Consider the following 12,144-nt stretch of genomic DNA (forward strand, 5'->3'; position numbering starts at 1 on the left):
TGCGGGCGCCACTGGAATGCAGCACTGGAAATGATCTACTGCTCCGCCGCCAGGACTCGAACCTGGACCTAACAGCTCCAAAGGCTGTCGTGCTGCCATTACACCACGGCGGAATTCGTCGACCGGGGCCGACCAACGCTGATAAGTCTGCCAGAAGTATCGGACACGGCGCACAGCCGGGCGCGTCGACGACCTGTACCGGTGAGCGGATGCCCCGGCTAGCCGGATAATAGGACGATGCCCGGCAATGACGAAGTAGACCGCATCGTGGATGCCTGGCTGCGCGAGCGGCCGGACCTCGATTTCGCCCCGTTGCAGGTACTCAGCCGGGTCGGTCGCCTCGCCAAGCACCTCGACCGGGCCAGGCGCACCGCGTTCTCCCGCTCCGAACTGGAATCGTGGGAGTTCGACGTGCTGTCGGCGCTCCGCCGCGAGGGCGCGCCATACGAGCTCAGCCCCAAGGCGCTGCTGCAGCAGACACTGGTGTCGAGCGGAACCATGACCAACCGGATCGACCGGCTCGTCGAGCGCGGCCTCGTCACCCGACGCACCGACCCCAACGACGGCCGCGGCATCTTCGTCGTGATGAACCCCGACGGGCTGATCCGGGTCGACGCCGCGATCACGCGCCTCGTGGACGCGGAGGCCGAACTGCTCTCCACCCTCACGGCGGGAGAACGCGAACGCCTCGCCTCCCTGCTCCGCAAACTCAGCCTCGACTTCGACTGAGCCGACCCCTCGCCTGGCCGGGCCGCCTACAGGGCGGACTTCGGGAAGCTCTTCCACGCCGAGCGGAACCGGCTCTCGAGGTGGGCGCCGCGGAACTGCTCTGTCGCATGCAGGCGACCGTAGGTGAACGAGTTCTCGTTCTCGATGTAGGCCTGCATTCCGAGTTTGAGCAGGACCCCCTTGGCTACGACGCTGTCGTGGTGCTCTCCGAGGATGTCCTGGACGAGCCGGGCGGAGGCCACCAGCCGCGCCGCCCGTTTCGGGCTCAGGGGCAGCGCCGACTCCGTCGAGTACCGGAGGCGCTTGGCGATCTTGCGCACCTCGTGCAGGGCGGCATCGTGGTCGGGGCCCTGCGGCACCTTGCGTGCGGCGCGGACGGCCTTGCGCAGCCGGTCGGCGTCGCGCGAGATGATCGACGGCGCTACGGAGCGGGCCGGCTTCTTGGCGAGCGCGGTGAACGGCGGGTCTGCGATGAGGGCGTCGAGGGCATCGAGGAGCCGGAAGTACCGCGGACTGTCCAGGGCGACGTCCGCGTACGCCTGCGCGGCGGTGAGATCGGCCGCGAAGTACGCGTCCAGGCGCTTTCCCACCTGTCCAACGACGAGCTTGGCCGGTTCCGACGACAGCAACCTGGCCAGGTTGTGGTGCAGGATCTCGTTGTCGCGGGTGGCCCCGAGCACCCGGGCGATCCACTGGAGCTCATCGCCGAGGGCGGTCGCGAGCCCGCCGGGAAGCAGGTCGCGATAGCTGGCCAGTACCGAACGCATCCGCCGGGTCGCGACCCGCATCTGGTGCACGGCTTCGGCGTCGTCGCGGCGCACGAGCGGGTCCTGGCGCACGAGCGCGCGCATCTGGGTGTCGAGGTAGGCGAGCAGCAGCGCGCCCGTCGTGCTCGACCTCGTCGGGGCGGGCGGAGCGGCCGGGGCGTTGGCCGGGAGACGGTCGCCGAGGGCGCGGCCGAGCTTGGAGGGGTAGCCCGCACGGCTGACTCCCCCGGCGGCGAACGCGTCCGCGACGGCATCGAGGAGCGCGGGAGTGCCCTCGACGAGTTCTATCTCCCATTCCCGCCAGTCCTGGCTGAGCGGGCCGGGTGCGAGGCGGTCCGCCCGGACGCTGTCGTCGCAAACCTCGGCGAGCACGGCACCGGTCTCGCCGCGCAGCACGTGCACGATCCGGTGATTGCGGAGCCGCACGACGGGCACGAGCACCTGGTCGCGCACGAGCACGCGCACGCGCTGCTGGAGCCCGGCGGGCACGAGCTCGGGGTCGCTCCCGAGCGGCTCGTGCACCTCACGGCGCTCGTCCGGGCCGCGCCCCTCGACCCCGGAGGGAAGCTTGAGGTGCCACCCCGCATCGTCCCCGCCGGTGCGTCGCCGGAGCGTGATCCGGTGTGCGGCAAGGGTGAGGTCTGCCGTGTCGTAGTAGACGGCGTCGAGCGATTGCTCGATCGGGGCATCCACCCAGGTCACCCCGGGCAGGTCCTGCAGGGGCGGTAGAACGGATGCCGCGTCGACGTCGTACTTGCGCTCGATCTCTGCGAAATCCACGGCATTCATGCACGACAGTGTACGCCAGGCCTTCGGCACTCCCGGGTGGCCTAAACCCCCGTCATGGGCCGAAAATGCCGTCCGACCCCGGGGACGCGCCGGCTGGGCGCAACGGAGTGCCGCACTCCGGTCATCGGGCGTTCCCGCCGACGGCGTCAGTCGGAGGGCTTGACGGCCGTGACGATGGCTCCGTGCATGCCGGGGGCGACCTCGTGGGTGTACTCGACACTGATGTCGCTGAACCCCGCGGCGGCGAGCGCGTCGAGGTATTCCTGGTGGGAGAGTGCGCCGGCGATGCAGCCGGCGTAGCTGCCGCGCTCGATGCGGTCCTGCTCGCTGAGGTGGTTCTCCGCGACGACGTCGGAGATCCCTAGGCGCCCGCCGGGCTTCAGGACGCGGTACATCTCGGTGATGACGGCGGTCTTGTCCGCGGACAGGTTGATCACGCAGTTGGAGATGATGACGTCGATGGCCGTGTCGGGCAATGGAATCTGTTCGATCCGGCCCTTGATGAATTCCACGTTCTCAGCGCCGGCCTTGGCGGCGTTGGACCGGGCGAGGGCCAGCATCTCGTCGGTCATGTCGAGGCCGTATGCGAACCCGGTGGGGCCGACCCGGCGTGCGGAGAGCAGCACGTCGATGCCGCCTCCCGACCCGAGGTCGAGCACGGTCTCGCCGGCGCGCAGGTCGGTGACGGCCGTCGGGTTGCCGCAGCCGAGGCTCGCCAGGAGCGCTTCCTCAGGCACTTCGGCCCCCTCGCCGCCGGTGTACAGGACCGATCCGAAGACGTCGCCGTTCCCGAGGTCGGTGGGCACGCAGCACGAGGCGGACACGTCGGACACGTCGGTGAGCTGGAGCGCAGCGGCGGCATACCGCTCCCGGACGAGTTCGGTGATGTCGGATTTCTCGGTCATGAGCGGTTCCTTCCTTCGGACGATCCTGGGGTGGTCATGCGCTCGTCAGCAGTCGGGCGACCGAGTCGAGCGCGCCGGGCACGAGCGCAAAATGAGCCCAATTTCCGCGCTGGGTACGCGTGAGGAATCCCGCATCGGTCAGGACTTTGAGGTGATGGGACACGGTGGGCTGGCTCAGCCCGACCGGTGCGGTGAGGTCGCAGGCGCAGGCTTCCTGCCCCTCGGATGCGGCCACGATCGAGATCAGGCGCAGCCGGGTGGGGTCGGCGAGGGCCTTGAGCGATCGCGCGAGACCGACGGCATCCGCGGCGCCGAGCGTCTCCCGCGTCAGCGGCGCGCAGCAGGCGCCGACGTCGGCGACGGGGAGCAGGGAGGTGATCGACATGGGCCCAGCATAGCCGCGTATTGACACTTGTCGATATAGCGGGCCATACTGAGGGTATCGATGAATGTCGATATAGCGAACGAGGAGAATCCGAGATGGCTGCCATTCGAATTTACGAGCCGGCCCTGTGCTGCGAGTCGGGGGTCTGCGGACCCGAGTCGGACGCGTCGCTCGTAACCATCACCGCGGACGTGCGCCGCCTCAAGGATCTCGGCGCCGACATCGAGCGCCACAATCTGGCCACCGACCCGACCGTGTTCATCGCCGACGAGACGGTCCGCGGCTTCATGCACACCGTCGGTTCGAAGGGACTCCCCCTCACCGTCGTCGACGGGGTCACCGTCGCGACCGGAACCTACCCGAGCCGCGACGAGCTGCTCCGCTTCGCCGGCCTCGGCGACCCGGCGCTGGTCGTGCCCGCCCGCACCCAGCTGGGGCTGACCGATCGGGGCCAGACCGAGAAATCGGGCGGATGCTGCGGCGGCGGCTCCGGCTGCTGCTAAGCCGCCTCCGATGAAATTCCTCGAGAACCCGCCCCGCTTCCTGTTCTTCACCGGCAAGGGCGGGGTCGGAAAGACCTCGGTCGCCTGCGCCACCGCCCTGGACCTCGCCGGTCAGGGTAAGAAGGTGCTGCTGGTCAGCACCGACCCCGCCTCGAACGTCGGCCAGGTGTTCGGCGTGACGATCGGGAACACAGTCACTCCCCTTGTCCGTGTGCCCGGGCTGTCCGCCCTCGAGATCGACCCGGAACAGGCCGCTGCGGCGTACCGGGAGCGCATCGTCGCACCCGTGCGCGGCCTGCTGCCCGACGACGAACTGGCCGGAATCATCGAGGGCCTGTCCGGTTCCTGCACGACCGAGATCGCCTCCTTCGACGAGTTCACGAGCCTCCTCGCCGACGAAGCCGTCTTCGGGCAGTACGACCACATCGTCTTCGACACGGCGCCGACCGGGCACACGATCCGGCTGCTGCAGCTGCCGGGGTCCTGGACCGACTTCCTCGAGGCCGGCAAGGGCGACCCGTCGTGCCTCGGCCCGCTCTCGGGGCTCGACAAGCACCGCTCGATGTACGCCGCCGCCGTCGCGGCGCTGACCGATCCGGCGCGCACGCGCCTGATCCTCGTCGCCCGGGCGCAGGCATCCTCTCTCGGAGAAATCGAACGCACCTACCTCGAACTGAACCAGATCGGCATCGGCGGCGGCTTCGTCGTCGTGAACGGCGTGCTGCCCGCGGTCGCCGGCGCCGAGGACCTCACCCGCGCCGTCCGCGCCCGCGAGCGAGCCGCGCTGGCCGCCCTCCCCGCCGCTCTCGCCCACCTCCCGCTGGACGTGCTCGAACTCAAGGCCGCCAACATGGTCGGCATCCCGGCATTGCAGACGCTCTTCGCGGCGAGCGCCGAGGCGGACGAATCCGACACGATCGGCCAGACTGTGGACACCGGGGACACCGGGGACATCCCCGACGCCCCGCTCGCGGCCCTCGTGGACGCGATCGAACGGGACGACCACGGCCTCGTGCTCTGCATGGGGAAGGGCGGGGTCGGCAAGACCACGATCGCCGCGGCCATCGCGGTCGCACTCGCCGGGCGCGGCCACGCCGTGCACCTCACCACGACGGACCCCGCCGCTCACCTCACCGAGACCCTGCACGGCAGCGTGCCCGGTCTCGAGGTGTCCCGCATCGATCCGGTCGAGGCCGTGCAGACCTACCGCGACCACGTGATGGCGACCAAGGGCACGGCCCTGGACGCGGAGGGCCGTGCGGCACTCGCCGAGGACCTCCTCTCCCCCTGCACCGAGGAAGTCGCCGTCTTCCAGCAGTTCTCCCGGGTCGTCCATGAGTCGCGCCGCAGATTCGTCGTCGTCGACACCGCCCCGACCGGGCACACGCTGCTCCTGCTGGATGCGACCGGTTCCTATCACCGCGAAATGGCGCGGCAGATCGGCGACTCGCTTCCGTTCACGACACCGCTGATGCGCCTGCAGGACCCGGCGCTGACCAAGGTCATTCTGGTCACGCTCGCCGAGACGACCCCGGTGCTCGAGGCAGAAGGGCTGCAGGACGACCTCGAGCGGGCCGGCATCCGCCCGTGGGCCTGGGTCGTCAACGCCTCCCTCGCCGCGGCCCGCCCGACCTCGCCCTTCCTCCGTGCCCGGGCCGCGCAGGAGGTCGAGCAGATCGACCGGGTGCGACTGCTGGCGAACCGGATCGCCGTCGTCCCCCTCCTGCCGGAGGAGCCCATCGGGCAGGAGAAGCTGGCGGCACTGACCGCGCTCAGCCCGCAACCGGCCCGGTGACCCGGGAATCGACATTCGTCGATAGAGTGGGACCGCGCCATATCGACGTTCATCTATTTATTTCCTCTGATGCTGCGGAGCCCCATGCCATTCCCTGAAACCCCGCCCGCAGCATCCGTCGCCGCCCCGGCCACCGCTCCGGTCATCGCTCCGGCCCGCCTCGGGTTCACCGACCGGCTCCTCCCGGTCTGGATTCTCGCGTCCATGGGTCTCGGGCTGCTGCTCGCGGTCGTCGCCCCCGGCATCGGCGCACTGCTCGGCGCGTTCACGATCGGTTCCGTCAGCGTGCCGATCGCCATCGGCCTGCTGGTGATGATGTACCCGGTGCTCGCGAAGGTGCGGTATGCGGATGCCCGCGCCGTCGCCGGCGACAAGCGACTGCTGATCTCGTCACTCGTGATGAACTGGCTCGTCGGACCCGCACTGATGTTCACGCTCGCCTGGATCTTCCTGCCCGACCTGCCCGAATACCGCACCGGGCTGATCATCGTCGGCCTCGCCCGCTGCATCGCCATGGTGCTGATCTGGAACGAACTCGCCTGCGGAGACCGCGAGGCCGCCGCCTTCCTCGTCGCCGTCAACTCCGTCTTCCAGGTGTTCGCCTTCGCGGCGCTCGGCTGGTTCTACCTGCAGATTCTCCCGGCCTGGCTCGGCCTGTCCACCACGAGCGCAGAGTTCTCGATCTGGGCGATCACCGCGAGCGTGCTCGTGTTCCTCGGTATCCCGCTCCTGGCCGGCTACCTGTCCCGCCGGGTGGGCGAGGCCACCCGCGGCCGGGACTGGTACGAAAGCCGGTTCCTCCCGCGCGTCGGCCCGTTCGCGCTTTACGGGTTGCTCTTCACGATCGTGCTTCTCTTCGCACTCCAGGGCCGACAAGTCATCGACCACCCCCTTGACGTGGCCCGCATCGCCCTGCCGCTCTTGGTCTACTTCCTCGTCACCTTCCTCACCGGGTTCCTGCTCGGCAGGCTCATCGGCCTGCCGTACGAGCGCACCGCGACCCTCGCCTTCACCGCGGCGGGCAACAACTTCGAGCTCGCGATCGCCGTCGCCATCGGGACCTTCGGTGCCGGCAGCGGCCAGGCCCTCGCGGGGATCGTCGGCCCGTTGATCGAGGTACCGGCCCTCGTCGCCCTCGTCTACGTGGCGCTCTGGCTCCGGCCCCGCCTGTTCCCGGCCCGGGCAACAGGCAGACTGGACTTATGACAGTCGTTTCGTCTTCGCATGCTCCGAGCGAATTCCCCTGCGGATGAACCTGGTCATCCGAGACCTCACCGAAAGCGACTGGTCGGACGTAGACGCCATCTACCGGGGCGGCATCGCAACCGGACACGCCACATTCGAAGTCGAGCCTCCGGGCTGGCGCGACTTCAACGCCGGAAAGCTGCAGGCCCAACGCCATGTGGCCGAAGACGGCACTGCGATCGTCGGTTGGACTGCAGCCTCGCCCACTTCGACCAGGGACGCATATCGCGGAGTCGCCGAACACTCGATCTACGTGGCAGCGGAGGCACGCGGGCGAGGCGTCGGCCACGCCCTCCTCACCGCCCTCATCGACTCCACCGAGCGAGCTGGCATCTGGACGTTGCAGTCAGGTATCTTCCCGGAGAACACCGGAAGCCTTGCGCTGCATGCCGCGCACGGGTTCCGCGTGGTCGGCACACGACAACGGCTCGCACTGATGACCTACGGCCCCCTGGCGGGTCGCTGGCGCGACGTACTACTCGTCGAGCGTCGCAGTCACGTCGTCAGCTAGACGCTCGCGGGCAGGAGCTCGGCAAGGAGGGCCTGGATGCGCGCCTTGATGTCGTCGCGGATCGGACGCACCTCCTCGATGCTCTTGCCCTTGGGGTCGACGAGTTCCCAGTCCTCGTAGCGCTTGCCGGGGAAGATCGGGCAGACGTCGCCGCAGCCCATGGTGATGACGACGTCGGAGGCCTGCACCTGGTCGGTGGTCATCAGCTGCGGAACGGCCTGGGAGATGTCGATGCCCTCTTCGCTCATCGCCTGGATCGCCATCGGGTTGATCTGGTCGCCCGGCTCGGAACCGCCGGAACGTACCTCGACGGCACCATGGGACAGGGCGCGCATATAGCCAGCGGCCATCTGCGAGCGACCGGCGTTGTGGATGCAGACGAACAAAACGGTGGGCTTCTCAGACACGGGGATTCCTGACTCTCGATGTCCTCAAAGTATAGACGTTTGTCTATGCTTTAGGAATCCCCGTTCGTTTCTTCACCCGGCAGGGGTTAGCCGAAGCGTCCGTTGACGTAGTCGGCGGTGCGGCTGTCGATCGGGTTGCCGAACATGGCATCCGTCGGACCGTGCTCCACGATGCCGCCGGGGGTGCCCTGCGCGGCGAGGAAGAACGCGCAGTTCTGCGAGACCCGCTGGGCCTGCTGCATGTTGTGCGTGACGATCACGATCGTCACCTCGTGGGCGAGCTCGAGCATGGTCTCCTCGATCACCCGGGTCGAGGTCGGGTCGAGGGCCGAGCACGGCTCGTCCATCAAGAGGATGCGCGGGGTCACCGCGAGCGACCGGGCGATGCACAGGCGCTGCTGCTGTCCACCGGAGAGACCTGAGCCCGGCGCCCGCAGCCGGTCGCGCACCTCCTTCCAGAGCCCCGCCTTGGTCAGGCAGCTCTCGACGAGGAAGTCCTTCTCGTCGTTGGAGGCGCGTTTGCCGGTGAGGGTGAGCCCGGCAATGACGTTGTCGTAGATCGACATGGCCGGGAACGGGTTCGGCTTCTGGAACACCATGCCGATGCTCTTGCGGGCGTCGACGAGTTTGCGTTCGGGGTCGTAGATGTCCTCGCCGTCGAGCAGGACCTCGCCGGCGAGACTCGCGGACGGCACGAGCTCGTGCATCCGGTTCAGGATGCGCAGGAACGTGGACTTGCCGCAGCCGGACGGGCCGATCAGGGAGGTGATGATGCCGGCGGGCATGGTGAGGTTGACCCGGTCGAGCACCTGGCGTTCGCCGAACCACGCCGAAACGTTGCGGCCCTCGAGGGTGGCGAGCGGAGCGAGTTCGCGCACGGGCGGGCTGTAGCTCGCGTACACGCCGGCATCCGCCGCGGACGGCCGTTTCAGCCAGGGCGCGCCGAACCCGCCGAGCCGGGGCGGCTTGGCCCGCGTTTCGGCCGCGGCCTCGGGCCGGACCTCGGTCCTGGCTTCCGCGCGCGCCTTCCGGTCGCGCCGCCCCGCGACCTTCACCGGCGGCAGCACCTGGGTGAGCTCGTCATTCTGCACATCGTCGGTCATGACACTCGTTTCGTTGTTCTACAGCAGTTTCGGGACTGAAGCAGGTTCGGGACTACAGCAGGTTCGGGAGGAGGCGCACCAGCTGGTCGGCCACGTAGAGCCCCCCGACGGTGACGACCGGAAGGAACACGATCCAGGTTTTGCGGAGGCCGACCCGGCGGAACGCCCAGACGGCGGCGAGTTCGATCACCAGCAGGAACTGCAGGGCGAAGACGAGGGCCCACACCGTTGTGGTGTCGGTGGCGAGTTCCTTGTCCTGCAGGGGCAGGGTCGCGAAGGTGGTCTGCCGCTTACCGGCGGGCTTCGTCTCGGAGACGAGCTCGGCATCCACGCGCACGACGCCGCTCGGCACGTAGGCCGGGCCGCGGGCGCTCTCGAGGATCAACCGGCTCTTGCCCGCGGTGAGCGCGGCGGGAGCCGGGTCGCCGGCATAGCGCAGGCCGAGCACCGAGAACTTCTGTTCGCCCTGGCCGGTGATCACGGTGAATTGCTGGCCGGGCCGCAGCTCCTGCAGCCGGGCGAAGGGTCCCCCATAGGCGGCGGCGCGGCCCATCAGCACGCTGATACCGGACTGGCCCGGGAGCGGTGTATCGCGGCGGTGGCCGGGGCCGGCGCGCAGTGTGCCTGAGTCGGTGCCTTCGACGACGATCTCGTGCACGTCGATGGAGGGGATGTCCAGAACGGCCACGGGCGTTCCCGCGGTGAGTAGCACCTTGTCGACGGTGCCCTCGCTGACCGGGGCGGTGCCCTGGGCGAGCTCGTACCGGAACGTGTTCGTGAGCTGCTGCTGGGACACGATGTGCTGCAGCTGGCCGAGCACGGTCAGGTTGGCGAGGAACCCGAAGATGAGGATGGCGAGAATGGCCAGGGTCGAACGGATGACCTGATCGCGTTGGGTGAGCACAACCGGTGGCCGAGGGGGCACCGGGCTGCGCCGCGGCGGCTTCGGGATCTTCGGGGGCTTGGGCGGCTTGGGCGGCTTGCCCTGGCGGCCACGCTCGGGCGGCGCGCTCGGAAGGCCTCCGCCCAGGGAGCCGGGGCCGGGCGGCGACCAGTCCCGGGGTCCCGCGGACTGTCCCGCGAGGGGGTGCACTGCCTGCATCTCGGAGACGCCGTGCGAAACCGGCGGAACCCAGCCTCGCGGCATCTTCGGTACCTTCGGCACGGTGGGTCGTTGGGGACGACGGGGCAGCCTGGCTGTCGTCATGACGCCACCTCTTCCGCGAGTTCGGGGGCGGTCCGCGGGGCGAGGAGCACGAAGCGGAGGATCAGGGTGAGCGTGCCGGCGACCGCGAGCACGATCAGGGCGAAATAGGGCGGGATGAGGGTGAACGAGTCGCGAGTGAACGGCGGGATCGCCGTGCCGCCGATGTCTGCGGGTAGCGTCATGGTGACGTGGCCCGTGAACCAGGTCCATTGGCCGACGTCCGGGAGGGTGGCTGTGACCGTGCGCGTTTCGTTGGGGGCGAGGTCGTCGACGCCGACCTTGTCCACCAGTGCGACGGGAAGGCCGACCGCGTTGTCGAGCCAGAAGCGCAGGCTCGAGGTGATCGGAGCATCCGTGATGTTGCGCACCGTGAAGTCGAGCACCGCGGTGCCGCCTCCCGGCCCGGCCTCGGACTCGATGTGGGTGGTGAGGCCGCTCACGTAGAAGACACCGGCGATCTTGGTCGGCTTCTCGCCGAGCGCGGAGGCCGCGGCGGCGGAGTCCGTGATCGTCGTCTGGGTGACCGCGGACACGGTCGCGGACTTCACGGGGCTCGTCACGGACGGCGCCACAGTGGCCCGGCTCGACGGCCCGACGACGCCCACGGTGATGCCGACGCCTTTCGGGTCATCCGTCGCCGCCTGTGCGCTCATGGCGAGTCCGGCCAGGCCCACCACCGGCGCGAACACGATGAGGGCCACGACCAGAATCAGGCGCGCGTGAGCGGATGTGAGCACAGTCAAGTTAGTCCATTCGAGGTTTCGGCGAGCTGACGGGCGGGCAAACGAGAGGCAAACGAGTCGGGAAAGTGAGCCTCACCCGTTCAGGGGCCATGCCCCACGCCGCAGGCCCGTGACTGGACGGTGCCGCTACTGGGACACGAGGGTCAGGGACAGGGTGGACCGATAGGTGCCGACCGACTTCTCGGGCGGCGCGACGAAGGTGAGGCCGGCGTTCAGAACGGTCGTGCCCACGGTCTGCGCGGGAGCACCCGCTGCGAGGTTCATCGGGTAGGTCGCGGCTCCGGCATTCTGGGCCGCGAACAGGCTCACGCCCGTCGCCTCCGTGCTGACCAGCTGCGGCGCGAGCCCGAGCTGGGCCTTGCCGATAACACTGCCATCTGCGGCGTTCACGAAGTCGGCGACGTCGGCCGATAACGTCCAGCCTTCCTGGGAGATGGTGCGTCCGTCGCTGACCGCGACGTTGCCGAGCACACCGGTCGTCGTGGAGCGGTTCGCCACGAGCGTCGGCGCGTTGAAGACCGCCACTGCGGCCACCGGCACGACGAGGCCGAGCACGCCGTTTGTGTCGCTCGTCGTGGCCGACCCGATCGTGCCCGCCTCGGTCACGGCAAAGGATGCCGCCACCTGGCTGAACGGGTCGTCCGCGGCCGTGGTGCCGACCACCTCGATGGTGTGGCCGCCCGCCTCCAGACCGGCGGGCAGGGTGCCGCTCCCCGAGAAATCGCCTGCGGAGTCCGCCGTTCCGCTGATCAGCAGAACCGGCGTCGAGTGCACCCAGACCTCGACGTGCGAGAACGGCTTCAGCCCGTGGATGGTGACAACGACCGGCGCCGAGTCGACGCGGGGCCCGACCGTCAGCAGACAGTGGATCTGGACAGGTCCGAGGGGAAGCTTGGCGGCCACGCTCACCGTGAGCGCGACCGCCTCACCGTTATCGGCCTGCGCACTGGACGAGATGGAAACCGTCCCGCCGAGTGCCAGCAGGGCGACCAGGGCTCCAGTGATGAGAGTCGAACGGATGGGCAGTTGGAACATGTGTTTCCCCGATGGGTCCT

General features: G+C 69.0%; 13 protein-coding genes and 1 tRNA gene. 5 read left to right on the forward strand and 9 right to left on the reverse strand.

All coding sequences use genetic code 11. The features are described 5' to 3' along the window. Window positions 1–41: 41 nt before the first annotated feature. Window positions 42–113 (reverse strand) — tRNA-Gln (locus E3O44_RS16280). A gap of 124 nt (window positions 114–237) precedes the next feature. Here E3O44_RS16280 and E3O44_RS16285 point away from each other — a divergent pair. Beyond that, entirely contained in the window at window positions 238–729 is a 492-nt protein-coding gene (locus E3O44_RS16285; protein ID WP_134535826.1) for a MarR family winged helix-turn-helix transcriptional regulator, read from the forward strand. Between the two features lie 26 nt (window positions 730–755). On the opposite strand, the gene E3O44_RS16290 is transcribed toward E3O44_RS16285, so the two are convergent. The 3 genes from E3O44_RS16290 to E3O44_RS16300 form a co-directional block, all read right to left on the reverse strand. Continuing rightward, window positions 756–2,285: a CYTH and CHAD domain-containing protein gene (locus E3O44_RS16290; protein WP_134535827.1), complete on the reverse strand. Its 1,530-nt coding sequence runs from the start codon at window positions 2,283–2,285 to the stop codon at window positions 756–758. Between the two features lie 146 nt (window positions 2,286–2,431). Beyond that, window positions 2,432–3,190, reverse strand: a complete 759-nt coding sequence (gene arsM / locus E3O44_RS16295) for an arsenite methyltransferase (protein WP_134535828.1) — start codon at window positions 3,188–3,190, stop codon at window positions 2,432–2,434. Between the two features lie 34 nt (window positions 3,191–3,224). Continuing rightward, entirely contained in the window at window positions 3,225–3,575 is a 351-nt protein-coding gene (locus E3O44_RS16300; protein ID WP_134535829.1) for an ArsR/SmtB family transcription factor, read from the reverse strand. Between the two features lie 95 nt (window positions 3,576–3,670). Here E3O44_RS16300 and arsD point away from each other — a divergent pair, with 95 nt between their 5' ends. The 4 genes from arsD (at window position 3,671) to E3O44_RS16320 (ending at window position 7,629) form a co-directional block, all read left to right on the forward strand. Next, the gene (arsD, locus tag E3O44_RS16305) at window positions 3,671–4,078 is read left to right on the forward strand and encodes an arsenite efflux transporter metallochaperone ArsD (RefSeq protein ID WP_134535830.1); all 408 of its coding nucleotides are present in this window, start codon (window positions 3,671–3,673) and stop codon (window positions 4,076–4,078) included. 10 nt (window positions 4,079–4,088) lie between these two features. Continuing rightward, window positions 4,089–5,873 (forward strand): arsenical pump-driving ATPase, encoded by a 1,785-nt coding sequence (gene arsA, locus E3O44_RS16310; protein WP_134535831.1) that lies wholly within the window; start codon window positions 4,089–4,091, stop codon window positions 5,871–5,873. 84 nt (window positions 5,874–5,957) lie between these two features. Further along, on the forward strand, window positions 5,958–7,079 hold the full coding sequence (gene arsB, locus E3O44_RS16315; protein WP_134535832.1) for an ACR3 family arsenite efflux transporter: 1,122 nt from the start codon (window positions 5,958–5,960) through the stop codon (window positions 7,077–7,079). A 43-nt stretch (window positions 7,080–7,122) separates the two neighbouring features. Next, window positions 7,123–7,629 carry a GNAT family N-acetyltransferase gene (locus tag E3O44_RS16320; protein ID WP_134535833.1) on the forward strand — a complete coding sequence of 169 codons (507 nt, stop codon included), beginning with the start codon at window positions 7,123–7,125 and terminating at the stop codon, window positions 7,627–7,629. Here E3O44_RS16320 and E3O44_RS16325 read toward each other — a convergent pair. The 5 genes from E3O44_RS16325 to E3O44_RS16345 all read right to left on the reverse strand — a co-directional run bounded on the left by E3O44_RS16325 (window position 7,626) and on the right by E3O44_RS16345 (window position 12,124). Further along, the gene (locus E3O44_RS16325; protein WP_134535834.1) at window positions 7,626–8,036 is read right to left on the reverse strand and encodes an arsenate reductase ArsC; all 411 of its coding nucleotides are present in this window, start codon (window positions 8,034–8,036) and stop codon (window positions 7,626–7,628) included. The two genes, E3O44_RS16320 and E3O44_RS16325, sit on opposite strands and share 4 nt — an antisense overlap. Window positions 8,037–8,122: 86 nt before the next feature. Beyond that, a complete protein-coding gene (locus E3O44_RS16330; RefSeq protein ID WP_198415978.1) occupies window positions 8,123–8,914 on the reverse strand; it encodes a phosphate ABC transporter ATP-binding protein in 792 nt (263 codons plus the stop codon). A gap of 277 nt (window positions 8,915–9,191) precedes the next feature. Next, window positions 9,192–10,346 carry a sortase gene (locus E3O44_RS16335; protein ID WP_241976388.1) on the reverse strand — a complete coding sequence of 385 codons (1,155 nt, stop codon included), beginning with the start codon at window positions 10,344–10,346 and terminating at the stop codon, window positions 9,192–9,194. After that, on the reverse strand, window positions 10,343–11,089 hold the full coding sequence (locus E3O44_RS16340; RefSeq protein WP_134535835.1) for a hypothetical protein: 747 nt from the start codon (window positions 11,087–11,089) through the stop codon (window positions 10,343–10,345). The genes E3O44_RS16335 and E3O44_RS16340 overlap by 4 nt, the downstream gene beginning before the upstream one ends. Before the next feature lie 126 nt (window positions 11,090–11,215). Then, a complete protein-coding gene (locus E3O44_RS16345; RefSeq protein ID WP_134535836.1) occupies window positions 11,216–12,124 on the reverse strand; it encodes a hypothetical protein in 909 nt (302 codons plus the stop codon). Between the last annotated feature and the right edge of the window lie 20 nt (window positions 12,125–12,144).

The organism is Cryobacterium algoricola, from assembly GCF_004402485.1.
GTDB classification, from domain to species: Bacteria; Actinomycetota; Actinomycetes; order Actinomycetales; family Microbacteriaceae; genus Cryobacterium; species Cryobacterium algoricola.